Consider the following 24,009-nt stretch of genomic DNA (forward strand, 5'->3'; position numbering starts at 1 on the left):
GACGCCTGCGGGACAAGCTTAGGCGGGCTTGCGCGCGAACAGGAACAGCAACGAGCCGCTGGCCGCCAGCAGCGCCAGCACCGTGAACCCGGCGCGGTAGTTGCCCGTCAGGTCGACCAGCACGCCGGCCACCAGCGGCCCGGCCACCTGGCCGATGGCGATGATCAGCGTCGACAGGCCCAGGATCATGCCGATGGCGTTGCGGCCGAAGTAGTCGGCGCGGATGGCCTGCATCAGCGGCCCGCGCAGGCCCCAGGCCATGCCGTGCAGCACCGCGAAGGCGGCCACCATGGCGGTGGCGTGGTGGCCGTAGGTCAGCAGCAGCAGCGCCACGCCGTGCGCCAGCATGCAGCCGGCCGAGAGGTAGCGCTTGTCGTAGCGGTCGCCGATCAGCCAGCCCAGCAGCACCCCGCCGATCTGCGCGCCGGTCAGCAGCGTGATGACCAGCGCAGCCTGCGCCACGCTGTAGCCCAGGCCCTCCTTCATGTGGCTGATGGCGTGGACGTTGACGGCCGTGACCACCAGCAGTGCGAAACCGTGGCCCAGCCCCAGCAGCCAGAACGCGCGCGTGCGCAGCGCCTCGCGCGCGGTGAACTCGCGCTGCGGCGCAACGGCGGGCGCGGCGGCGGTGCCGGCGACGGGCGGTGGCGGGGCCGGATCGCCATCGACGGTGGCGCCATGGTCCTCGGGCCGGCTGCGGAACATCGAGGCCAGCGGCCAGCCGACCACGATGGACACCACGCCCGAGGCGAAGGCCGTGGCGCGCCAGCCGTAGGTCAGCATCGACCAGGCCACGATGGGCACGAACAGCCCGCCCATGGCCATGCCCAGGTTCATGGCCGACAGCGCGCGTGCGCGCTTGCGCGAGAACCAGCGGATCACCGCCACGTTGATCGGGAAGTAGCCCGACAGGCTGGTGCCCACGGCGATGACGGCCACCGCCATGTAGAAGCCGGCCACGCTGTCGATGCGGCTGAGCAGCATGAAGCCGATGCCGAAGGCCACCACGCCGGCGCGGATCATCGCGCGCGGGCCGATGCGGTCGACCAGCCAGCCCAGCACCGGGCCCAGCAGCGCCGATTCGGCCGATTGCATGGCGGCGGCGCCCGACAGCGTGGTCTTGCTCCAGCCGCGCTCCTCGGCCAGCACGGCCACGTAGGCGCCGAAGGCCTGTTGCAGCAGCATGGCCTGCAGGAACTGCAGGCCACCGCCCGCGCCAACCATGCGCCAGCCGTAGAAGATCTTCATGGGTGGCAGGCGCGGCAGGGCAGGTGCATGGCTGGTGAAGGCGCTGCCATGGGGCGCAGCGCCGGTCTCCTCTGGTGGTGGCGCTGACCATACCATCGCCCCATGCACATGTTCGATCCCGATGCGCTGGAATGCCTGGCCGCCATCGTCGAGGAGGGCGGCTTCGAGCGCGCCGCGCAGCGCCTGCACATCACGCAGTCGGCGGTGTCGCAGCGGTTGCAGGCGCTGGAGGCGCAGGCCGGCACCGTGCTGCTGGTGCGCAGGCCGCTGAAGGCCACGCCGGCCGGGCAGCTGCTGCTCAAGCACACGCGGCAGCTGCGCCTGCTGCGCGCCGACCTGGACCGCGACATGCGCGCGTTCGCGCCGCAGGCCGCTGGCCGGCTGCGCGAGCAGGAGCGCGTGGCCGTGGCGGTGAATGCCGACAGCATCGCCACCTGGGTACTGCCCGCGCTGCAGGAGCCCGTGGCGCAGGGCCTGCCGCTGGAGATCATCGCGGACGACCAGGACTTCACGCAGGAGTGGCTGCGCGAGGGCCAGGTGCTGGGCTGCGTGACGACGCTCGACCAGGCCCTGCGCGGCTGCCGCATGGTGCCGCTGGGCGCGATGCGCTATGTGGCCGTGGCGGCGCCGGGTTTCGCGCAGCAGCGCCTGGGCGGGGCGCTGACGCCGCACAACTTCCACCAGGTGCCGTTCGTGGCCTTCAACCGCAAGGACGACATGCAGCGCGAGTTCGTCTCCAGCCGGCTGGGGCTGCCGCGGCTGGCGCTGAACCAGCTGTTCGTGCCGAGTTCCGAAGGCCAGGTGCGGGCGGTTCTGGCCGGCTGGGGCGCAAGCGTGGTGCCCGAGCTGCTGGTGCGCGGGCTGCTGGCCGCCGGGCAGCTGGTGGACATCGCGCCCGGACACGCCGAGCGCGTGGCGCTGTACTGGCACTGCTGGAACCTGGAGTCCGAGGTGCTCGACGGACTCAGCGCGGCGCTGACGCAGGCCGCGCGCGCTGCGCTGCAATGAGCTATTCGTCCAGCGTGGCGCGCAGCGTGCGGGCCTTGTCGGGATTGAACGGGCCCTGGACGCGGGCCAGCACCTCGCCGCGGCGGTTCAGCACCACCACGTGCGGCTGCTCCACGCCCGACAGGCCGGTCGAGCGCGCGAATGCGGCACGGTCCGTGAACACCGGTACCACGGCGGCCTTCTCCTGGGCATAGCGCTCGCGCAGCCGGGTCTCGATCTCGCTGCGTCCGGCGTCGTCGCCCGGATCGTTGACGACCAGCATGCGCAGCCAGCGCACCGAGGCGTCGTGGCCCAGCTGCAGGCCCTGGATCCAGCTGTCGACGGCGGGGCGCTGGTCGCGGTGGAAACTGATCAGTGCCAGCGTGCGGTCGCCGGACAGGCCTTCGGGCAAGGCCAGCGGCTGCTGGTCCAGCTGCCGCGCATGCAGCTGCGGCAATCGCCCCATCACGCTCGATTCCGTGGGCGCGGCCACGGCGAGCAGTACCGCTGCCACGACGGCAAGAAACCATGCCAGGGTAGGTGACCAGACGCGTTTCATACGGTGGCTCCTGTGGGCGACGACGGGAAGGTGTGGGCCACAAGATAACGCGCGCTCGACAACCCTGGCGCCCCCGGGTGATTTCCAAACGTAAGAAGTGGCAACGGAATGCAGGCCGTGCTCAGATCTCGATCAGCAATCGGGATCGGAAACCCTGTTGTTCGCCGTTCTTGGCATAGCCCAGCGGGTTGGCCACCACGCGGCAGCCGCGGTGCACGTAGTCGCTGGGCGCATGCAGGTGGCCGTGCATCCAGAGCTTGGCGCAGGCAAGCAGATCGTCCAGCGCATTGCAGAAGCCGGCCGTGCCCGGCGTGAGGCCGTAGCGCGGGTCGGCGCTGTGCAGGCTGGGCGCGAAATGCGTGACGACCACCGTCGTGCCGTCGAAAGGTGTGGCCAGCGCCGAACGCAGCCATTGCTGGCAGGCCAGGCCTTCCTCGCGCATCTCGGCCGCCAGCCAGGGGGCGCCGTGGCGCGTGGTGCCGGTGCGGCGCAGGTAGTGGTCGGCCGCGCGGAAGGCCTTGTGCCGGGCCTTCAGCTGGTCGGCCAGGGAAAAGGCACCGCCACGCGCGGCCGGGCCGATGGCGTCGTAGTCGGTCCACAGCGTGGTGCCGACCAGGCGCAGCGCGCCGCCATCGGCGGCCGCGCCGGGCAGTTCGACGATGGCGCGGTCCAGCCAGCGCAGGCCCAGGCGTTCGCAGGTCTCGCGCAGGCGCACGGCCGCGGCATCCACGTCCAGCATGTCGTACTCGTGGTTGCCGGGCACGTAGTAGACCGGCACCGGCCAGTCGGCGAACAGGCGCAAGCCGAAGTCGGCATCGGCCATGCGCGAACCGGTCTGGTAGGAGCCGACATCGCCGGCCAGGATCAGCGCGTCCGCACCGGGCACGGGTTCGGGCACGAAGTCGGTGTGCACTTCCAGGTGCAGGTCGGAAAGGAGCTGAAATTTCATGGAATCGTGGCCTGCGGGCTGACATGCAGGGGTTATGCGTCAACTGCATGGGTCTGCACTTGCAACCCTAGGGATAACCCTTATTCTTCAATCACTCTGAACTTTGGACCGCCACAAGCGGTGTTTGTATGTTGATCGTTTCCTGGTTTGCCCGCGTTCACCAAGGGTGGACCGCTTCCGCCGCAGCTTCTGCCCACAAGGGCGCCCGCGATGGCGCCACCAGCGAAGTCGCCTTCGCGCTGCTGGAGAGTGCGGACAACCACGCCGGCCACGACCCGCACGAGGCGCGCCGCCTGCGCAGCGCCGCGCAGGCCTGGCTCAGCGTGGTGCGCTGACGCACCACCCTCACTGCGCGAACGCCTGTTCGGCTGCGCGCACGACGGCCTGGCGCAGCCACTGGTGGTGGCTCTGCAGATCCATCCGGCGATGCCACAGCGCGGCCACGTGCACGGCCGCCACGTCGAACGGCAGCTCCTGGTGCACCAACTGCTCGGCGATGCCCGTGGCCTCGACGAAATGGCGCGGCAGCACCGTCAGCAGGTTGGAATTGGCCACCACGCGGCCGGCCGTGAAGAACTGGTTGACCGTCAGCACCACGCGGCGCTCGCGCTTGAGCAGCGCCAGCGATTCGTCGATGAAGCCATAGGGCCGGCCGGAGAAGCTGACCAACAGGTGGCGCGCGTCGCAGAACTGGTTCAACGTCAGCGGGCCCCCGGCCAGCGGATGGTCGCGCCGCATCACGCACACGTATTCGCTGTCGTACAGCCGCTCGTGCTCGAAGGGCACGGCCTTGCCGACCTGCGCCCGCGCGGTCAGGTCGGCCAGCACGGCCGGGAAGAAGCCCACCGCCAGGTCGGCGGTCTCGTCGTCCAGCAGCCGGCGCGGGTCGCGCGTGGTCAGCGGCACCACGCGCAGCGAGATGCCGGGCGCCTCTTCTTCCAGGATGTCGACCAACCCCGGCACCAGCATGGCGGCGGTTGCGTCGGCCATGGCCAACACAAAAGTGTTGTCAGCCGACAACGGATCGAAATTGCTGGGTGCCAACGAAGCCTGCAGTTGCCGCAGGGCCTCGCGCACGGCCGGCCACAACGCCGTGGCACGCGGCGTGGGCTCGATGCCTTGCCCGCTGCGCTGCACCAGTTCGTCGCCCAGCGCATCGCGCAGGCGCTGGATGGCGTTGCTCACGGCGGGCTGCGTCAGGGACAGGTTGCGCGCCGCACGCGTGAGGCTGCGCTCGGCGAGCACCTCGTCGAAAACACGCAACAGGTTGAGGTCCAGTGTGCGGAAGTTCGGTGCTGCCATGGGCGGCCTTGGCGTGAAGAAGTGGGCAAACCACTTTATTCATCACCAAGGTGAATGTCCAGCATCATCAATATAAATTTGAATAGATATAGGGCAAACCCTAATATTCGTTCCATGCCGCTGCCAAGCCAGGTGGCGAAGAAAAGGAAAACACCATGACCAGCTTTGTTCACGTCGACTATCCCCAACAACACCCCGGCGTTGCCCGCGTCGAGGCGGCGATCGACGCCGCCGGCCGCCTGCGCCAGGGTTTCGACGGCACCCGTGGCATCGCCGCGCTGCTGCTGGCCGCGGTGGTCTCCGCGCTGCTGGTCCTCGCCGACCGCGTGGTCGACGGCTGGGCCGATGGCCGCCTGATGGCCGCCTGGGTCGTGCTGTGGCTCGTGGCCTTCGCTGCCCTGGCGGTGTTCGCCACCCCGGCCCGCCGCGTGGCCACGGCGCTGGTGCAGCGCCTGGACGGCTGGTCGCAACGCGTTGCCCGTGACCGCGCCGACGAACGCCTGTGGGCCACCGCCCAGACCGACGCCCGCGTGATGGCCGACTTGAAGGCCGCCATGTCGCGCAGCGAACTGGCTGCCCCGCGCATCGCGGCTGCCCTGGAAGCTGCCGAAGACTCGGCCCGCATCAGCCTGCGTGAAGTGGTGCAAGGCTGGTACCGCGACGTGCAGAAGGCCCGCGCCGACGTGGCCTACCTGGCTGCCGTGCAGCACGACCCGCGCATGCTGGCCGACCTGCAAGCTGCCGCGACCCGCGCCGAATCGGTGCCGGCCCAGACGCAGACCCTGCTGCGCGGCGACAGCGCCAGCCACGCACTGCGTGACGCCGCCCACGCCATGGGCGCACGCCGCAGCTACTACTTCTGAGCCCAGTGCTCTGCCCCGGCCGCGCCGGGAACCCTTCAAAGCCACCCTTCGCGGTGGCTTTTTTCATGGCGGTGTCTGCCGGGGGTGCTCGCGGGGTGCCGTCGACAATGCGGTTCCGCCACCAACCCGCGCTCTTGACCGCATGGAATCCACAACGCCGACGACACCAGCCGATGGCCCGGCCCCACCCCGCGGCGCGCGCGCCGTGCCCCGCAGCGTCTGGGCGCTGGGCTTCGTGTCCATGTTCATGGACATCTCGTCCGAGATGGTCCACGCGCTGCTGCCCATCTACATGGTCGCGGTGCTGGGCACCTCGGTGCTGGCGGTCGGGTTGATCGAGGGCATCGCCGAGGCGACGGCGTCCATCGTCAAGGTGTTCTCTGGCGCCATCAGCGACCGCTTCGGCAAGCGCAAGCTGCTGGCGGTTGTGGGCTATGGGCTGGGCGCGCTGACCAAGCCGGTGTTCCCTCTGGCCGGCACGCTGGACTGGCTGGTAGGCGCGCGCTTCGTCGACCGCATCGGCAAGGGCATCCGCGGCGCGCCGCGCGATGCGCTGGTGGCCGATGTGACGCCCCCTGCATTGCGCGGCACGGCCTACGGCCTGCGCCAGACGCTGGACACCATCGGCGCCTTCACCGGCCCGCTGCTGGCCATGGGCCTGATGTGGTGGACGGCCAACAACTACCGGCTGGTGTTCTGGCTGGCCGTCATCCCCGCCTTCATCGCCGTGGCCGTGCTGGTGGCCTTCGTGCGCGAACCCAGGCTGCCGGCCGCCACGCGGCCGCGCAAGCTGCCGCTGCGCAAGAGCGAACTCGTGCGGCTGGGCGCGCCGTATTGGTGGGTGGTCGGCATCGGCCTGGTCTTCACGCTGGCCCGCTTCAGCGAAGCCTTCCTGATCCTGCGTGCCCAGGCGGTCGGCCTGGCACCGATGTGGGCGCCGGCCGTGCTGGTGGTCATGGGCGTGGCGTATTCGCTCTCGGCCTACCCGGCGGGCGTGCTGTCCGACCGCCGGCCGCGCCAGGACGTGTTGCTCGCCGGGCTGGCGTTGCTCATCGCCGCCGACCTCGTGCTGGCCTTCGTTCCGGGACTCTGGGGGCTCGGGCTGGGCGTGGCGCTATGGGGCCTGCACATGGGATTCACGCAGGGCCTGTTCAACGCGCTGATCGCCGACAGCGCGCCGGACGACCTGCGCGGCACGGCCTTCGGCATGTTCAACCTGCTGACGGGCGTGGCCCTGCTGCTGGCCAGCGTGATCGCAGGCGCGCTGTGGGACCTGGTGGGCTTTCAGGGCACGTTTGCCTGCGGCGCCCTGTTCGCCGCGCTGACGGCGGCCGGCCTGTTGCTGCGGCGCCGACGGGCGGCGGCATAGCGCCCATTGAAAAAGCCACCTCGCGGTGGCTTCCTCTTCGGGGCGCGGCGCGGGCTCAGGCCGCCAGGCGCTTCTCGATCTGCTGCTTGATCTCGCCCATTTCCTTGGGCAGGTGGTAGGCCAGTTGCGTGAACAGGTCGTCGTGCAGCTTGAGTTCGGCCTGCCAGGCGGCCTGGTCGATGCTGGTCACGGTCTTGAACTGCTCGGCGCTGAAGTCCAGGCCGGTCCAGTTCAGCTGCTCGTAGGCCGGGCTCACGCCGAACACGTGTTCCTGGCCACCGTTGGCCTGGCCTTCCAGGCGGTCGATCATCCACTTCAGCACGCGCATGTTCTCACCGTAGCCGGGCCAGACGAACTTGCCGTCAGCGCCCTTGCGGAACCAGTTGGTGGTGTAGATGCGCGGCAGCGTGGCGCCGGACTGCTCCAGCTTGGCGCCCAGGTTCAGCCAGTGCTGGAAGTAGTCGCTCATGTTGTAGCCCATGAACGGCAGCATCGCGAACGGGTCGCGGCGCACCACGCCCTGCTGGCCGGCGGCCGCGGCGGTGGTTTCCGAGCCCATGGTGGCGGCCATGTAGACGCCTTCCTTCCAGTTGCGCGCCTCGGTCACCAGCGGCACCGTGGTCGAGCGGCGGCCGCCGAAGATGAAGGCGTCGATCTTCACGCCCTTGGGGTCGTCCCAGGCCTCGTCCAGCGCCGGGTTGTTGATGGCGGCCACCGTGAAACGCGCGTTGGGGTGGGCGGCCTTGGCGCCGGTTTCCTTGGCGATCTGCGGCGTCCAGTCCTTGCCCTGCCAGTCGATCAGGTGGGCAGGCAGCGCCTTGCCGGCCACGTCGTCTTCCATGCCTTCCCACCAGACGTCACCATCGTCGGTGAGCGCCACGTTCGTGAAGATCACGTTCTTGTCCAGGCTGCGCATGCAGTTGGGGTTGGTCCTGTAGTTCGTGCCCGGGGCCACGCCGAAGTAGCCGGCTTCCGGGTTGATCGCGCGCAGCGAGCCATCGGCCTGCGGCTTGATCCAGGCGATGTCGTCGCCGATGGTGGTCACCTTCCAGCCTTCGAAGCCGGTGGGCGGCACCAGCATCGAGAAGTTGGTCTTGCCGCAGGCGCTCGGGAAGGCCGCGGCAACGTGGTACTTCTTGCCGTCGGGCTTGGTCACGCCCAGGATCAGCATGTGTTCGGCCAGCCAGCCCTGGTCGCGGCCCATGGTGGAGGCGATGCGCAGCGCAAAGCACTTCTTGCCCAGCAACGCGTTGCCGCCGTAGCCCGAGCCGTACGACCAGATCTCACGCGTCTCGGGGTAGTGGACGATGTACTTGGTCTTGTTGCAGGGCCACTTCACGTCGGCCTGGCCGGCTTCGAGCGGCGCGCCCACGGTGTGCACGCAGGGCACGAAGTCGCCGTCCACACCCAGCACGTCGTACACGGCCTTGCCCATGCGCGTCATGGTCTTCATGTTCACGGCCACGTAGGGGCTGTCGGACAGCTCGATGCCGATGTGCGCGATCGGCGAGCCCAGCGGGCCCATGCTGAACGGCACCACGTACATGGTGCGGCCCTTCATGCTGCCCTTGAACAGTGCGTTGTCGCCGGTCTGCAGCAACTGGCGCATCTCGGCCGGGGCCGTCCAGTTGTTGGTCGGGCCCGCGTCTTCCTTCTTGGCCGAGCAGATGAAGGTGCGGTCTTCCACGCGGGCCACGTCCGACGGATCGGACAGCGCCAGGAACGAGTTCGGGCGCTTGGCCGGGTTCAGCTTCTGGAAGGTGCCTGCATCGACCAGTTGCTGGCACAGGCGCTGGTATTCCTCGTCGCTGCCGTCGCACCAGTAGATGTCGGCCGGCTGGGTCAGCGCGGCGATGTCGGAGATCCAGGCGATCAGCTTGGCGTTCTTCACGTGCGCCGGGGGATTGATGTTCAGTCCCTGCATCGTGGGTGCGTTCATGGGCTAGCTCCTAAGTTGAAAAATCGTCTTTCACAAAGCCGCTTGCAATGCAAGCGGGCCTCGGGCCTGGTGGAAGACGACAGGTGCAGCCCGGCGCAGGGGTCCGGCGCCGGTCGGGAGGCCAATTCTAGGGATGGGGCCTGCGCGCGGAGCCGCATTGGAGACAAAACCCATGCAAAACAAGCATAGGGTTATGTCTCACTGATGACGGCGATGACAAAGTTGTCGTGGCATGCACGCAACGGTTTCATGGCGTATCGTGTACACGGCGCCAAGGCGAGAAAGAGAAAGGGGGAGGGCGTCGGTCAGGTGGCCGACGCAAGAAGAAACCACAGGCCGCGTTGCACGGCCTGGAGAGCCGCGGGGCTCAGGCCATCGAGACGGCGATGAAGGCCAGCAGGAACATCATCACGCCGCCGACGATGGGCAGCACGATGGGAATCATGGGCAGCACGGCCTCGACCGGGTCCACGTCGTGCGCGGCGACTTCGTGCGGGTTGGGGCTGGCGTGGGAGTCGGACATGTCTCTATTCCTTCGCTCGAAAACGCGGCATTGTAGCGACGGGGCTCAGCGCAGCTCCTTGGTCTCGAAGCCGGCCTGGCCGAGTGCCTGCACCAGTTCGTCCAGGTGGCTGCGCCCGCGTGTCTGCACCACCAGTTCGATGTCCACGTTTTGCGCCGACAGCGCCGTGAACGCACGCTGGTGCTCCACCTGGTCGATGTTGGCGCCGGTGTCGGCGACCACGGTGGCGATGTGCGCCAGCGAACCCGGGTGGTCGGCGGCACTCACGCGCAACCGGCCCAGCCGGCCCGAGCGCACCATGCCGCGCTCGATGATGGCCGCCAGCAGCATGGGGTTGATGTTGCCGCCCGACAGCACCAGGCCCACCTTCTTGCCGCGGAAGCGCGCCGGCTCGCGCAGCAGCGCCGCCAGGCCCGCCGCACCCGCGCCTTCGACCACGGTCTTCTCGATCTCCAGCAGCATCAGGATGGCCTGCTCGATGTCGCCTTCCTGCACCAGCATCAGTGCGTCCACGCTCTCGCGCACGATGGCCTGCGTGATCTGCCCCGGCGAGCCCACGGCGATGCCCTCGGCGATGGTGCTGCTGCCCTGGGCATGCGCGGTGCCCTGCACGGCATTGACCATGGCCGGAAAGCGCGCCGTCTGCACGCCGACGATCTCGATGCCGGGCTTGAGCGCGCGTGCCGCCGTCGCGATGCCGGCGATCAGGCCACCGCCGCCGACCGACACCACCAGCGTGTCGAGCGTGGGCACCTGGGCCAGCATCTCCAGGCCCACCGTGCCTTGCCCGGTGACGATGTCCTCGTCGTCGTAGGGGTGCACGAATGCCAGGCCCTGGGCCTGGGCCAGTTCCTGCGCATGCGCGCGCGCCGCGTCCAGCGAATCGCCGTGCAGCACGATCTCGGCGCCGAAGCCGCGCGTGCGCTCCACCTTCACGGCCGGGGTGAAGCGCGGCATCACGATCACCGCGCGCAGCCCCAGCCGCTGCGCGTGGTAGGCCACGCCCTGGGCATGGTTGCCCGCGCTCATGGCGATCACGCCGTTCCGCGCGCCGCCGGACTCCACCAGCCGCACGAGCTTGTTGCAGGCGCCGCGCTCCTTGAACGACGCCGTGAACTGCAGGTTCTCGAACTTCAGGAACACCTGCGCGCCGGTGATGTCCGACAGGGTGCGCGATTCCACGCAGGGCGTTTCCAGCACCTGGCCTTGCAGCCGGATGGCGGCCTGGCGGATGTCGTCGAGTGTCGGCATGGCCGCATTGTCAGCCGCAAAGCCAGGCCCGGCGCGCGTTTTTGCGGCACTGTCTTCCAAAGGCCAGGAGCCTGCGTTATCGTGGCCCATCCCCCTTGCTCGAGTGGAGACCCGTCCATGGTGAAGCGCTTGGTCCGTGACCCCGCAGCCGCCCAGGTGATCGCCTCGCCGGGGCTGGAGGCTGCGCCGGTCCTGGACTTGATGTGTTCGCACTTCGTGCTGACGCTGGTCGCACGCCAAGGCCCCAAGTTCAACGTGCGACGCGACCTGAACAGCCTGCTGGCCATGGCAGGGCGCCATCTCGTGTGGCCGCAGCCCGTGCTGCTGCGCCTGCGCGAATTCCTGGCGCGGCGCTGCAAGGACAACGAGTTCTGGCGCGGCCACACCACGCTGTCCACCGCCGAGTTCATGGAGCGGCACGGCCTTTGGCGCGGCCCCTACGAGGAAGGCACGCTGTTCTTCTACCTCGACGAATACGCCAAGGACCAGCCCAAGGACCTGCTCGCCGCGCTCAAGGTCACCTGCGACTGGCTGACGCGCGCGCTCAAGAAGCAGTCCACGCTGGTCGAGAAGAACATCGATGCGTTGTCGGGCCTGCTGCAGCTCAACCGCGCCGAGCGCGCGCTGCTGCTGTACGGCACGCTGGCCCGCTACCAGCGCGACCTGCGCACCATCCTCGTGGAGGTCAAGGTCAACAACGCGCCCGAGGCCTACGCCGCCATCGCCGAGGTCGCCGGCGTGAGCGCCACCGAGGTCGGCGAGGCGCTGCGCGCGGGCTCGCGGCTGGAGCGCATCGGCCTCGTGGAGAACCTGATCTCCGAGCACAACATCACCGACCTGGCCGACCTCATGAAGGTCAGCGAGAAGCTGCCGCCCGTGCTCATGCGCGAGTACCGCGACCAGAGCGAGCTCATGGCCGTGTTCACGCGGCCGGCCACCAAGAGCGCGCTGGCCATGGGCGATTTCGGCTTCGTGTCGGACGATGCCGAGGTGCTGGTGGCGCTGCTGCGCAACGCGGTGGCGCGCAAGGAGCCTGGCGTCAACATCCTGCTGTACGGCCCGCCCGGCACCGGCAAGACCGAACTGGCGCGTGTGGTCGCGCAGGCCGCCGGACTCGATCTGTTCGAAGTGGAGTATGCCGACCGCGATGGCAATTCGCTGTCGGGCCGCGACCGCTACCGCTCGCTGCAGATCGCGCAGGTCTTCCTCAAGGGCAGCGTGCAGGCCGCCTTGCTGTTCGACGAGGTCGAAGACGTGTTCCCGCCCATCAGCACCGAGGCCGCGCAGCTCATGGCCCGCGCCGAGCAGGTGGCGGCGCCGCCCAGCGGCTCGGTCAGCGGCAAGGCCTGGGTCAACCAGATCCTGGAGAGCAACACCGTGCCCACGCTGTGGGTCACCAACCGGATCGAGCAGATCGACCCGGCATTCCGCCGCCGCTTCGCCTACCACCTGGAACTCAAGTCGCCGCCCCCGGGGGCGCGCGAAGGCCTGGTGCGCAAGACGCTGGAGGGCGTGGCCGTGTCCGACGCCTTCGTCGCCAAGCTGACCGAGCGCAAGGGCCTCACGCCCGCGCAGATCCGCACGGCGGTGCGCTTCGCCGGCCTGGCGCGTTCCGACGAAGCCGGCATGGAGCAGCTCATCGAGCGCCAGCTGCGCAACGCCGACAAGGCGCTGGGCCGGCACAGCGAGGAGCGCGCCAACATCCCCGCGGCCACCACCTACGACCTGGAGATGCTCAACGTCGAGAGCCGCTTCGAACTCGGCCGCATCGTGCAGGCCTTGCAGGCGCGCGGCCATGGCAGCCTGTGCTTCTACGGCGCACCCGGCACCGGCAAGACCGCGCTGGCCGAGCACATCGCGCGCGCGCTCGACAAGCCGCTCATCGTCAAGCGCGCCAGCGACCTCATGAGCAAGTTCGTCGGTGAGACCGAGCAGCAGATGGCGGCCATGTTCCGCGAGGCCGAGGCCGAAAAGGCCGTGCTGCTGCTCGACGAGGCCGACAGCTTCCTGCAGGACCGCCGCGGCGCCCAGCGCACCTATGAGGTCACCGAGGTCAACGAGATGCTGCAGGGCATGGAACGCCACCGCGGCGTGTTCATCTGCACCACCAACCTCATGGACCGCATCGACCAGGCGGCGCTGCGCCGCTTCACCTTCAAGATCCGCTTCAAGCCCCTGCTGCCGGCGCAGCGCGAGCGCATGTTCGTGGTCGAGGCGCTGGGCGGCGATGCCGGACAGCTCGACGACGGCCTGCGTTCCCGCCTGCAGCGGCTCGAGCACCTGTGCCCCGGCGACTTCGCGGCCGTGCGCCGCCAGGTCGACATCCTGGCCGCGGAGATGGCGCCGGCCGAGTTCCTCGAACAGCTCGAAGCCGAGCACCGCATCAAGCCCGAGGTGCGCGAGGCGCGCGGCATCGGCTTCGTGCAGTAGCCGCCCGCGTCGTCCAGCTGCCGAATCTAGGTGCGGAGCAGCGCCTGGGTCTGCGCGTCGGGCTCGCCGCCGTAGTAGCGCGCCAGCACCTCGCCGAATTCCGGCTGCTGCGGCACTGCCGCCTGGAACAGCGTCATGCACGAACGCAGCTTGAGGTCGTCGGGCGCGCCGAAGATGGCATTGGCGCTGCGGCCCTGCACCGCGAGCACGAGCCGGGTCGCTTGCAGCAGCCGCGGCCCCAGCACGGGATGCGCGGCATAGCCCACCGCCTCTGCCAGCGAGGCCAGGCCGAAGCGCCGCGCCATGCCGCTTCTGCCCAGCGCCACGTGCTGCGGAAACACGAACCACATCCAGTGGCTGGTCTTGCGCCCGGCCTGCAACTCGGCGCAGACCTGCGGCCAGACCGGTTCCTGGGCCGCGATGAAGTGGTCGAACTGCGGCATGGCTGGGTGCGGCTTCAGCCCTGCTGGCAGACGCGCAGCACGTCCTCGCCGTACTTCTCCAGCTTGGTCGCACCCATGCCGCTGATGCCCTGCAGGTCGTCCAGCGTGGCGGGCGCGCGCTGCGCGATGGCGGCCAGCGTGGCGTCGTGGAAGATCACGTAGGCCGGCAGGTTGTGGCTCTTGGCCACCTCGGCACGCCAGCCCTTGAGCGCCGCGAACAGCGCCTGGCCCGGTGCGTCCAGCGGTGCGGCGGCCGGGGCCACGCGGTCGCTGCGGGCCTTCGAGGTGCGCGGCCTGCGGCCGGCCGGCGCCGACGTCGATTCGCGCAGCCGCACCGGCACCTCGCCCTTGAGCACGGCGCGCGAGCCGTCGGTCAGCTGCAGCGTGTTGAACTTCTCGGCGTTGACGGCGATGGCACCGGTCGCCACCAGCTGGCGCAGCACGCTGCGCAGCTGCGGTTCCGACAGCTCCGCGCCAAGGCCGAAGGTGCTGATCTGCTCGTGGTTGAACTGCTTGACCTTCTCGGTCACCTTGCCGCGCAGGATGTCCATGATGTGGCCCGCGCCGAAGCCGATGCCGCTTTGCTGCTGCACGCGGTAGACCGTGGACAGCAGCTTGCGCGCGGCGTCCGTGCCGTCCCACACCTCGGGCGGCGTCAAACAGTTGTCGCAGTTGCCGCAGGCGCCGCTGGCCTCGCCGAAGTAGCGCAGCAGCCGCACGCGCCGGCAGTCGGTGGCTTCGGCCAGCGCCAGCAGCGCGTCGAGCTTGCCGCGCATGACCTGCTTGAACTCCTCGCCGGCGGGGCTCTCGTCGATCATGCGGCGCTGGTTCACCACATCCTGCAGGCCGTAGGCCATCCAGGCATCGGCCGCCTCGCCGTCGCGGCCGGCGCGGCCGGTTTCCTGGTAGTAGCCCTCGATGTTCTTGGGCATGTCCAGGTGCGCGACGAAGCGCACGTCGGGCTTGTCGATGCCCATGCCGAAGGCGATGGTGGCCACCACCACGATGCCGTCCTCGCGCAGGAAGCGGTCCTGGTGGTTCTGGCGCATGGCCGCGTCCAGTCCGGCGTGGTAGGGCAGGGCGTTGACGCCCGCGCCCTGCAGCGAGGCCGCGACCTCCTCGACGCGCTTGCGCGACTGGCAATAGACCACCCCCGCCTCGCCCGCATGCTCGCCCTCGATGAAGCGCAGCAGCTGCGCCATGGGGTCCTTCTTCTCGGCGATGGCGTAGCGGATGTTGGGCCGGTCGAAGCTGCTGACGAACTGGCGCGCGTCCTCCAGCTGCAGCCGCTCGACGATGTCGGCCCGCGTCAGTGCGTCGGCCGTGGCCGTCAGCGCGATGCGCGGCACACCCGGGTAGCGCTCGTGCAACAGCGTCAGCTGGCGGTACTCGGGCCGGAAGTCGTGGCCCCACTGGCTCACGCAGTGCGCCTCGTCGATGGCGAACAGCGCCAGCTTGCCGCGCGCGGCCAGGCCGTCCATGAGTTCGAGGAAGCGCGGCGTGGTCAGGCGTTCCGGCGCCGCATACAGCAGCGTCACCTCGGCGCGTGCCAGCCGGCGCTCCAGGTCCTGGGTCGCGGCCCAGTCCAGCGTGGAATTGAGGTAGGCCGCGGAGACGCCGGCTTCCAGCAGCGCGCCGACCTGGTCGTGCATCAGCGCGATCAGCGGCGAGACCACCACCGTCACGCCCTGGCCGGCGTTCTGCCGCGCGATCGCAGGGATCTGGTAGCACAGGGATTTGCCGCCGCCGGTGGGCATCAGCACCAGCGCGTCGCCGCCGCCGACCACATGGTCGACGATGGACTGCTGGGCACCGCGGAACTGCGCGTAGCCGAAGGTCTCGCGCAGGATGGAACTGGTCACTTCACTCATCGCACCACACCTGTCTACATCTGCTCCCAGGGCAGCCCGTCGAAGCGCCAGCCGTTGACGTGCGAGCGCTGGAGGTTCTCGTCGAGGTCGCCCTCGAAGCCATGGACGATGGCCACCACGTCGGCGAAGCCCGCGTCGTGCAGCGCCTGGCCGGCGTCGCGGGCGCGCTTGCCGCTGCGGCAGATCAGCACCACCGTGCGGTGCCGGCTGCCGGCCGCGCGTTCGACGGCCGCGACGAACGCCGCCGGGTCGGGTGTCATGGCGGGGTATTCGTACCAGGGGATGTTCTGTGCGCCGGGCGGATGGCCGACGGCGATGAACTCGATCTCCATGCGCACGTCGACGAACAGCGGCGGATCGCCGGCGCCTTCGGCGGCGTCCTGCGTGCGTTCCAGCAGCAGGTCCCAGGCCTGCTTGGGAAGGAGTTCTTGCATGCCTGCGATTGTCACTCCGCCATCAGGCCGCTGGCGCGCAATACGCAACTTTGGATGTCCGCTACAGGCCCGGCCTCTGGGCGCGATCACTGGTTCTCGTGAACGGCATCAATAGCGTGCGGCCGTCGCGATGGTCTGCCGGGACTGCTTGCAAACAGCGTCACTGTACTCTCTGCGAAACATGCACCTGCCATTCCTTGCATAGCTTTCGGAATGAACGGCTGTTGTCGTGCGCCTGTTGCAGATCAAACGTGGACGCGAAAGCCGGCTGGTCCACGAGCTCACGGTATGTGCCGCTTCGCATGTGCTCTCTCATCCAGCCTTTGGCGTCCCGTGGGCGCTCTGCCTCTATATGTGCGTCGGCAGCGATATTGAAGCCCCGCATTCCTTGTAGCGAGTGGGCTGCTGCGATAAACCAGGCCTCAAACTCGCGATTGGCCAGAACCACGGAAAGTCGCCGATGCGGTATGACCTGCTGAGCCCGTTGGTAGATATCCGCGCCGAGATCCTTTGGGCAGTCGTCGTCGGCATCCAGAACGACCAGAATCCAGCCCTGGTCTTCACACTTGGCAGCGGCCAGCAGCAATTGCCGGCGGAATTCATCCTCTTTGTTCAGAAACCGGTCCCGCCGGACCCGGATCGGCGGGAGTGCCGACACGGAAGCGGCAGGGACGCACTCGGAGGCGAGGCGTCTCAACAGGATCGGCAACGCAGCGACTTCTCCATCGCCCTCCACGATTGATGCGACCTTGATCATGAACGTGGTTCGCCGAACAGGTCTGCCTGACTTTCGCTTTGCCGTTCCAGTACGGCCCGGTCGGGTGCCAGCTGGTTCATGCGCAGCAGCTCACCGGCAGAAAACAGGTGCTGACGCAGCATGGCGCGGGATGCGTCGTCCAGCGGCGCGATCTTGGTGTCGCCGCCTTCTGAGACGACCGCCAGAATGGCGTCGGGATCGATGTCGGGGTCATCCAGCAGGTCGGGGCTGTGGCTGGTGGTCAGTACTTGCGTGTGCTGGCTGGCTTGCACCAAGACTTCGCGCAGCGCCGCGCTGGCGGCAGGATGCAAAGCGGTTTCGGGCTCCTCGATACCAATCAGCGTGGGTGCGTAGTCGATGTTGCTTTGCAACAGCGCCGTCAGCACACCCAGGGCGCGCAAGGTGCCATCCGACATGTTTTGCGCCAAGAACTTCCAAGGATTCTTGGCGCCGGCCACCTCTTGGCGAAACTCCAGGGTCTCCATGGGGCCAATGGCTTTACGCTCCATCCCGTGCACCATCGGGGCGACGGTTCGCAGGTACTCCTGGATGGCCCGAACGCGCTCTGGTGCAACGCGCTCGAGATGGCCGATCACGCTGGCAATGTTCTCTCCGACGGGCTTGAGCAGGCGGCCATCCTGCGGCTTTTGCAACTCGCGCATCAGCTTCGGATTCAGGTTGTAGAAACCCATCGCAGTCAGCGCATCGAATACCGGACGAAATGCAGCAAAGCCCGAGGCTGCGACCAGGGCCAGCCGGTCTGCTGTGATCGCGGGAAAGGTCTCACTGCTTTCTGCGACACGTCCCTTCTCGATGCGGAAGTACGGGCCTTTGCCCTTGCCATCGATCGTGCAGTGCTCGTGTTGGACCTCATAGCCGCCACTGGCCAGCGCACCGATGTCGAAGGCGTACCAACCGACCCGTCCGTCCTTGAGTTGAAATTCCAGACGGATTCCAAAGTGGGTGGGATGGCCACTGGAGCGTCGGCGTACTTCGTGAAGTCCGCCGCGTTCGTTGATGGCGTTGTCCAGCGAGCCGGACAGCGCGTCGCGCACAAAGTGCAACGCATCGAGAAAGTTGCTCTTGCCGGCGCCGTTCTGCCCGACCAGGTAGGTCAAGGGCTGCAAGCGAACATCGCACTGGCCGATGCTCTTGTAGTTGCGCAGCACGACGCGGCGGATGAAGGCGCTATGCGACATGGTGTTCCTGACTGGGGGCGAATGGCGAGTGCATCGGTCCGGATTGTGTCCTTTCCTCGCCTGCCCGCGCAGCAAGCGCGCCTGATCAGCTTTCTTCCATCAACCCGCTGGCGCGCAGGACGCGCCGGCCGATGGCCTCGGCCAGTACCGGGCCGTGCGCGCGCGCGCTGCCGACCAGCGTGAACCAGCGCTTGGCCCGCGTGATGCCGGTGTAGACCAGCTCGCGCGTGAGCACCGGGTTGCCCTGGTCGGGCAGCACCAGCGCGGCGTGCTCGAACTCCGAGCCCTGCGACTTGTGCACCGTCATCGCGAACACCGTCTCCACGGCCTGCAGCCGGGCCGGCAGCACCCAGCGCACGGCCCCGCTGCCGTCGCCGGCCGGGAAGGCCACGCGGCGCACGGGCGGCGCGCCGGGTTCGGGCGCGGGCAGGTCCAGCGTGAGGCCCACGTCGCCGTTCATCAACGACAGGCCGTAGTCGTTGCGCGTGACCAGCACCGGCCGGCCCGCGAACCAGCCCTGCGTGCCCTGCAGCAGGCCGGCCTGGCGCAGCAGCTCGGCCACCGTGGCGTTGAGCCCTGTCACGCCCCAGGGGCCTTCGCGCAGCGCGCAGAGCAGCTGGAAGCGGCCCAGGGCCTGCAGCAGGTCCGCGGCCCAGGCGTCCCAGGCCGCGGGCGCGGCGTCGGCCGGCGGGCGCGTGGCCTGCATGCGGCGCAGGTAGTGGGCGTGGCCGAAGGGTGCCGCCCGCTCGGCCAGCACCAGGGCACGCAGCCTGGCGTCCTGCGCCAGCAGCGCGGGCGGCTGGGCCAGGCGGCAGCTGCGCAGGTCGTCCAGGCCGGCGCGCCACAGGGCCTGGGCGGCGCGGGCATCGCCGGTGTTGACGGCTTGCGCCAGCCGGCCGATGCCGCTGTCGGCCGTGAACCTGTGGCTCACGCGCAGCATGGCGATCGCCTGGTCCAGCGGCTGGCCCTGGACGTCCTGCAGCGGGGGCGGCGGCTGCTGGCCGGCGCAGTCCTGCAGCCATTGCACGGTGGCGGCGTCGTAGTGGCCCTCCTGTGCGCGGCTGCACAGCTCGCCGAGCACGGCACCGGCCTCGACCGAGGCCAGCTGGTCCTTGTCGCCCAGCAGCACCAGGCGGGCACGGGGCGGCAGCGCCTGCAGCAGCCGGGCCATCATCTCCAGGTCGACCATGGAGGCCTCGTCGACCACCAGCACGTCCAGCGCCAGCGGGTTGCCCGCATGGTGGCGGAAATGCCGGCTCTCGGGCTGGCTGCCCAGCAGCCGGTGCAGCGTGGTGGCGGCGCTGGGCACGTGCGGGCGCAGCGCCTCGCCGTGCGGCAGCGCGTCCCAGGGCAGGCGGTCGAGTGCGCCGCGGATGGATTCGGCCAGCCGCGCCGCGGCCTTGCCCGTGGGCGCGGCCAGGCGGATGCGCAAGGGCTCGCCGCCGTCCTGCAGGGCCATGGACTGCAGCAGTGCGAGCAGGCGCACGACCGTGGTGGTCTTGCCCGTGCCGGGGCCGCCCGTGACGATGGCGAAGCGCTGGCGCAGGGCCAGCGCGCAGGCCAGCTTCTGCCAGTCCGGGGCGGGCGCGGTGAACAGCGCATCGAGCACGGGGCGGACCTGCGCGGCCGGCGCCACCGGCTCGGGCGCCAGCCGCGCACCGACCAGCGCACGCACCTCGCGCTCGTGCTGCCAGTAGCGGCGCAGGTACAGGAGCGGGCCCTGCAGCACGAGCGGCGCATGGCCGGGGCCGGGCTCGCAGAGCCGGCTGGCGCGCAGCGCGGCGCACCAGGCGTCCAGCCGCAGGGCCTGCAGCCACTGGCTGGGCGTGCGTGCGATCGGCGCGTCCGGCGCATGGGCCGGCGGCAGCGAGAGGCTGGCCGGGCTGTCGGCCAGCGCGGCCTGCAGGTCCAGGCAGACATGGCCGCGCCCCAGCTGGTGGCTGGCCAGCGCGGCGGCCAGCAGCAGCGGGGCGCTGGCAGCGGGATCGAGATCGCGCAGGAACAGCGCGAAGCTGCGGTCCAGCTCGCGCAGCCAGCCGTGCTCCACCCATTCGCCGAGGTCGGCCAGCAGCGTGGCGCAGTCGTCCAGCGGCGGGGCGGGGGCGTCGAACAGGTCAGGCTGCGTCATGGCGGAACAGGGTGTCGAGCGCCTCGATCAGTGCGCGCGGCGGCTTCGTCGCGAACACGCCCCGCGTGTCGGCCTCGGCCCCGCGCAGGAACAGGTACAGCGCGCCGCCCACGTGGCGGTCGTAGTCGTAGTCGGGCAGCCGCGCGCCCAGCAGCCGGTGCAGCGCGAACACGTAGAGCAGGTACTGCACGTCGTAGCGGTGCGCCAGCAGCGCCTGCTGCATGGCGGCGGCGTCGTACGCGCGCGCGTCGGCGCCGAGCCAGTTGGATTTGTAGTCGGCCACCCAGTAGCGGCCCTCGTGCTCGAACACCAGGTCCATGAAGCCCTTGAGCATGCCGGCCAGCCGCGTGTTGGCCAGGGCCGGGCGCGGCGCGGCATCGAAGGTGTGGGCCGTGACGAGCGCATCGATGGCCCGTGTGTCGGCGCGGTGGATGGGGAACCAGAACTCCAGTTCGGTCTGGTACTGGGCCAGGCCGTCCAGCGCGACGGGGCTTGCGTGGCCGGGCAGGGCGAGCGGCAGCTGCAGCCAGCGCGGCACCCAGTCGCACAGCGGATCGATCCAGGCCTCCCAGCCGCGCACGGCGCAGCGGCGCGCGACGAGGTCGCGCAGCGCCTGCGGCTGCGCCACCACGTGGGCGAAGCCCTGCAGCGCGCACCACTCCAGCAGGCCGTGCAGGAAGCTGCCGGGCTCGGCACCGCGCGGGAACGCGTGCCAGCTGCCGGCTGCGGGTGCGCGCGGGCTTTCGGGCGCGTCTGCGGGGTCGGCGAGTTCGGCTTCTTCCAGGGCCTGGTCCTGCCGCGCATCCTCGGGTTCGGCGGCCGCGGCGCCCAGCTGCTGCACCAGTGCCGAATAGCTCGCGATCCACCAGGGTGCGTGCCCCGCGCGTTGCGGCTGGCGCGCCGGCCCCACGGGCGGTGGCGGGGCGGCCTGCCAGGTGGCGTCGTCGGGTTCCGGCGCCGGCACCAGCGCGATGTCGTCGCAGCCCGCGGCCAGGGCGGCCAGGCGCGCGCGGTAGCCGGCCAGGTCGTCGATGGGCTCGCCGCCCGCGAGCACATGGCCCAGCGCGCTGCGGTGCAGCTGCGGCTTGCCTGCATTGCCCGGTGCCAGCGGTGCCAGGCCCAGCCACAGGCCGTGGCGTGCGCGCGTGAGCGCCACATACAGCAGGCGCAGGTCCTCGGCCAGCCGCTCTTCCTCGGCCAGGGCGCGGGCCTGCGTGTGCTGGCCGTCCAGCTCCAGCACGCGCTGGTCGGCGGCGTCGTCGTGGAAGCCCAGCGTCTCCTGCTTGCCGCTGCGGACCTCGCGCCAGGCGCTGATGAAGGGCAGCACCACCAACGGGTACTCCAGGCCCTTGGACTTGTGGATGGTGACGACCTTGATGAGCGCGGCATCGCTCTCCAGCCGCAGGATGTCCTCCTCGCCCTCGGGGTGGGCCAGGCGCTCGGCCAGCGCGCGCAGCAGCGCGTGCTCGCCGTCGAGCTCCACGGCGCGGCGCTGCAGCCATTCGGCCAGGTGCAGCACGTTGGTCAGCCGGCGTTCGCCGCCAGGCTCGGCGAGCCAGCGCGCGGGCAGGTCGAAGTCGTGCAGCAGCTGGTGCAGCATGGGCAGCACGCCGTGGCGCTGCCACAGTTCGCGCAGCGCGCGAAAGCGCAGCGCCAGGGCCTCCCAGGCCAGCTCGTCCTCGCGCAGCCGGGCCAGCTCGGCCAGCGGCACGCAGAGAAGGCGCGTGGCCAGCGCGCTGCGCAGCAGGGCTTCGTCGGCGGGCGCGGCGCAGGCACGCAGCCAGTGCAGCAGGTCCTGCGCCTCGGGCGTGGCGAACACCGAGGCGCGGTCGGACAGGTAGACGCTGCGCAGGCCGCGCGCGTTGAGCGCGGTGCGCACCGCATCGGCCTCGCTGCCGCTGCGCACCAGCACCGCGATGTCGGCCGGGCGCAGCGGCTGCAGGCTGTCGCCGTGGACGAAGCCGGTGCGTCCCGCGTCGGCGCCGCGCAGCCAGTGCACGACCGCGCTGGCGCTGGCCTCGGCCATGCGGCTGCGGTACTCGGCGCTGCCCACGCGCGGCTTGTCGGCGCCCGCGGGCGGCTCCAGCGACCACAGCGTCAGGGCGTTGGCGGGTTGGCCGTCGATCTGCAGCCATTCGGCCCGGCCCCGGGCCTGCACGGGCACGAAGGGCACGGGGTTGCCGGTGTCCAGCGCGAAGCGGAAGGCCGCGCGCGGCTGCGCCTCGGCATGCAGGAACACGTGGTTGACCGCGCGCACCACGGCGCCGGTGGAGCGGTGGTTGGTGTCCAGCGCATAGAGGGCGTCGCCGACATCACGGCGCGCCCGCAGGTAGGTGCGGATGTCGGCACCGCGAAAACCGTAGATGGCCTGCTTGGGGTCGCCGATCATGACCAAGCCCCTGTCGCGGTCAGCGCGTTCGCCGCCGTCCACGGCATAGATGCGCCGGAAGATGCGGTACTGCACCGGGTCCGTGTCCTGGAACTCGTCGATCAGCGCCAGCGGGAACTGCGCGCGGATGCGCGCGGCCAGCGCCGCGCCGCCTTCGCCGTGCAGTGCGCGGTCGAGTTGCTGCAGCAGGTCGTCGAAGCCGAGCTCGGCCCGGCGCAGCTTCTCGGCGGCCAGCCCTTCGCGCAGGGCCTGGGCAGCCTGCGCGGCCAGGCGTGCGCGCAGTGCGTCGATGTCGATGCCTTCGCCGGCCTCCAGCCAGGCGTCGATGGCCTGCAGCGCGGGATGCGCGGGCGGCGCCTGGTTCTTCTTGAGCCTGGCGCCGGCCAGGCCGAACAGCGCGATGTTCTTGGGTGCCGGCGCGCCCGCGCTCCAGTCGGCCAGGGCCTGCAGCCAGCCGGCGAAGACGGCGTCGTCGTCCTTGTTGCGGTAGCTGGTGCCGCTCAGGTGCGGGCGTGCCGCATGCCACAGGCGCTCGAGGTCCGCGCGCGCGGCGGCCCAGGCGGCGCGCGCGGCCTGCTCCAGCGCATCGGCGCGCTGGCGCGCCGCGCCGGCGGCGTGCAGCGCGGCCAGCGCGTCGTCGTCGCCAGCCAGTGCGTTGCCCTGCAGCTGCAGCAGCGCGTCCTCGCGGCGCAGCAGCGGCTCCACGGCTTTCCACAGCGCCTCGGGGTGGGCGAAGCACTGCAGCAGCATCTGCGCGGCCGGCGCCGCCAGCGGGTAGTAGTGGCGCCGCCAATGGTCCTGCAGCACGCGCTGCTGCAGCTCGGCCAGGTCGGTCTGCAGGGTCTGGCGGAACAGGCTGCCGCTGTCGAAGGCGTGCTCGCGCAGCATGCGCCAGGCCCAGCCGTGGATGGTGGCCACGGCCGCCTCGTCCATCCACTGCGCGGCCACGCGCAGGCGGTGCGCGCAGGCGGGCCAACGGTCCGGCGCGAAGTCCGCGCGCAATGCGGCCAGCACATCGCCGGGCGCCGCTTCGGCTTCGCCGGCGAACACACGCGCGGCCTCGTCCAGCCGCGCGCGGATGCGCTCGCGCAACTCCTGCGTGGCGGCCTCGGTGAAGGTCACGACCAGGATCTCGGGCGGCGTCAGCGCGCGTGCGAAAGCGGTGCCGGCTTCGCCATGGCCCAGCACCAGGCGCAGGTACAGCAGCGCGATCGTGTAGGTCTTGCCGGTGCCGGCGCTGGCCTCGATCAGGCGCTGGCCGTGCAGCGGAAAGCGCAGGGGGTCGAGCGCCTGGACCCGGCTCATGCCGCCGCCCCACGCTGCAGGCACGCCGCCGCCCGGGCGCCCGCTGCAGCGCGCTCCACGCTG

At 70.1% G+C, this 24,009-nt stretch carries 19 protein-coding genes; 5 read left to right on the top strand and 14 right to left on the bottom strand.

Annotated elements, in window-relative coordinates:
- Window positions 1-18: 18 nt before the first annotated feature.
- Window positions 19-1,248 carry an MFS transporter gene (locus ASF44_RS03025; protein ID WP_056897665.1) on the bottom strand — a complete coding sequence of 410 codons (1,230 nt, stop codon included), beginning with the start codon at window positions 1,246-1,248 and terminating at the stop codon, window positions 19-21.
- 102 nt (window positions 1,249-1,350) lie between these two features.
- On the opposite strand from ASF44_RS03025, the gene ASF44_RS03030 reads away from it, so the two are divergent.
- Window positions 1,351-2,256 carry a LysR family transcriptional regulator ArgP gene (locus ASF44_RS03030; RefSeq protein WP_056897666.1) on the top strand — a complete coding sequence of 302 codons (906 nt, stop codon included), beginning with the start codon at window positions 1,351-1,353 and terminating at the stop codon, window positions 2,254-2,256.
- Window position 2,257: 1 nt separating this feature from the next.
- On the opposite strand, the gene ASF44_RS03035 is transcribed toward ASF44_RS03030, so the two are convergent.
- Together ASF44_RS03035 and ASF44_RS03040 are read right to left on the bottom strand one after the other, a co-directional pair.
- On the bottom strand, window positions 2,258-2,794 hold the full coding sequence (locus ASF44_RS03035) for a hypothetical protein (protein WP_056897667.1): 537 nt from the start codon (window positions 2,792-2,794) through the stop codon (window positions 2,258-2,260).
- A 121-nt stretch (window positions 2,795-2,915) separates the two neighbouring features.
- On the bottom strand, window positions 2,916-3,743 hold the full coding sequence (locus ASF44_RS03040; protein ID WP_056897668.1) for a metallophosphoesterase: 828 nt from the start codon (window positions 3,741-3,743) through the stop codon (window positions 2,916-2,918).
- A 128-nt stretch (window positions 3,744-3,871) separates the two neighbouring features.
- On the opposite strand from ASF44_RS03040, the gene ASF44_RS03045 reads away from it, so the two are divergent.
- Window positions 3,872-4,078, top strand: coding sequence for a hypothetical protein (locus tag ASF44_RS03045; RefSeq protein ID WP_056897669.1), 207 nt, complete (start codon window positions 3,872-3,874; stop codon window positions 4,076-4,078).
- Window positions 4,079-4,088: 10 nt separating this feature from the next.
- Here the strand turns inward: ASF44_RS03045 and ASF44_RS03050 are convergent, their stop codons facing one another.
- On the bottom strand, window positions 4,089-5,045 hold the full coding sequence (locus ASF44_RS03050) for a LysR family transcriptional regulator (RefSeq protein ID WP_056897670.1): 957 nt from the start codon (window positions 5,043-5,045) through the stop codon (window positions 4,089-4,091).
- Window positions 5,046-5,200: 155 nt separating this feature from the next.
- Between ASF44_RS03050 and ASF44_RS33215 the strand changes: the two genes are divergently transcribed.
- Together ASF44_RS33215 and ASF44_RS03060 are read left to right on the top strand one after the other, a co-directional pair.
- On the top strand, window positions 5,201-5,908 hold the full coding sequence (locus ASF44_RS33215) for a hypothetical protein (protein WP_369820889.1): 708 nt from the start codon (window positions 5,201-5,203) through the stop codon (window positions 5,906-5,908).
- A gap of 142 nt (window positions 5,909-6,050) precedes the next feature.
- Window positions 6,051-7,277: an MFS transporter gene (locus tag ASF44_RS03060; protein ID WP_082524477.1), complete on the top strand. Its 1,227-nt coding sequence runs from the start codon at window positions 6,051-6,053 to the stop codon at window positions 7,275-7,277.
- A gap of 55 nt (window positions 7,278-7,332) precedes the next feature.
- On the opposite strand, the gene ASF44_RS03065 is transcribed toward ASF44_RS03060, so the two are convergent.
- The 3 genes from ASF44_RS03065 to ASF44_RS03070 all read right to left on the bottom strand — a co-directional run bounded on the left by ASF44_RS03065 (window position 7,333) and on the right by ASF44_RS03070 (window position 10,990).
- On the bottom strand, window positions 7,333-9,216 hold the full coding sequence (locus tag ASF44_RS03065; RefSeq protein WP_056897672.1) for a phosphoenolpyruvate carboxykinase (GTP): 1,884 nt from the start codon (window positions 9,214-9,216) through the stop codon (window positions 7,333-7,335).
- A 367-nt stretch (window positions 9,217-9,583) separates the two neighbouring features.
- The gene (locus ASF44_RS32500; protein ID WP_200930544.1) at window positions 9,584-9,739 is read right to left on the bottom strand and encodes a hypothetical protein; all 156 of its coding nucleotides are present in this window, start codon (window positions 9,737-9,739) and stop codon (window positions 9,584-9,586) included.
- 45 nt (window positions 9,740-9,784) lie between these two features.
- A complete protein-coding gene (locus ASF44_RS03070) occupies window positions 9,785-10,990 on the bottom strand; it encodes a threonine ammonia-lyase (RefSeq protein ID WP_056897673.1) in 1,206 nt (401 codons plus the stop codon).
- 117 nt (window positions 10,991-11,107) lie between these two features.
- Here ASF44_RS03070 and ASF44_RS03075 point away from each other — a divergent pair, with 117 nt between their 5' ends.
- The gene (locus ASF44_RS03075) at window positions 11,108-13,420 is read left to right on the top strand and encodes an ATP-binding protein (RefSeq protein ID WP_056897674.1); all 2,313 of its coding nucleotides are present in this window, start codon (window positions 11,108-11,110) and stop codon (window positions 13,418-13,420) included.
- Window positions 13,421-13,446: 26 nt separating this feature from the next.
- On the opposite strand, the gene ASF44_RS03080 is transcribed toward ASF44_RS03075, so the two are convergent.
- From ASF44_RS03080 to recB, 7 genes are all read right to left on the bottom strand, one after another.
- A complete protein-coding gene (locus ASF44_RS03080; RefSeq protein WP_056897675.1) occupies window positions 13,447-13,863 on the bottom strand; it encodes a DUF1810 domain-containing protein in 417 nt (138 codons plus the stop codon).
- A gap of 14 nt (window positions 13,864-13,877) precedes the next feature.
- Entirely contained in the window at window positions 13,878-15,734 is a 1,857-nt protein-coding gene (gene recQ / locus ASF44_RS03085) for a DNA helicase RecQ (protein ID WP_056897676.1), read from the bottom strand.
- Window positions 15,735-15,748: 14 nt separating this feature from the next.
- A complete protein-coding gene (locus ASF44_RS03090) occupies window positions 15,749-16,168 on the bottom strand; it encodes a rhodanese-like domain-containing protein (protein ID WP_056897677.1) in 420 nt (139 codons plus the stop codon).
- A 160-nt stretch (window positions 16,169-16,328) separates the two neighbouring features.
- Window positions 16,329-16,925, bottom strand: coding sequence for a DUF4276 family protein (locus ASF44_RS30785; RefSeq protein ID WP_082524478.1), 597 nt, complete (start codon window positions 16,923-16,925; stop codon window positions 16,329-16,331).
- Complete coding sequence (locus ASF44_RS03100) at window positions 16,922-18,124, bottom strand: AAA family ATPase (protein WP_056897679.1); 1,203 nt, start codon at window positions 18,122-18,124, stop codon at window positions 16,922-16,924. The genes ASF44_RS30785 and ASF44_RS03100 overlap by 4 nt, the downstream gene beginning before the upstream one ends.
- An 85-nt stretch (window positions 18,125-18,209) precedes the next feature.
- Entirely contained in the window at window positions 18,210-20,252 is a 2,043-nt protein-coding gene (gene recD / locus ASF44_RS03105; RefSeq protein ID WP_082524479.1) for an exodeoxyribonuclease V subunit alpha, read from the bottom strand.
- Window positions 20,239-23,946, bottom strand: a complete 3,708-nt coding sequence (gene recB, locus ASF44_RS03110; protein ID WP_056897680.1) for an exodeoxyribonuclease V subunit beta — start codon at window positions 23,944-23,946, stop codon at window positions 20,239-20,241. The genes recD and recB overlap by 14 nt, the downstream gene beginning before the upstream one ends.
- Window positions 23,947-24,009: the final 63 nt, after the last annotated feature.

The organism is Pseudorhodoferax sp. Leaf274 (assembly GCF_001422445.1).
Classification (GTDB): Bacteria; Pseudomonadota; Gammaproteobacteria; order Burkholderiales; family Burkholderiaceae_C; genus Pseudorhodoferax.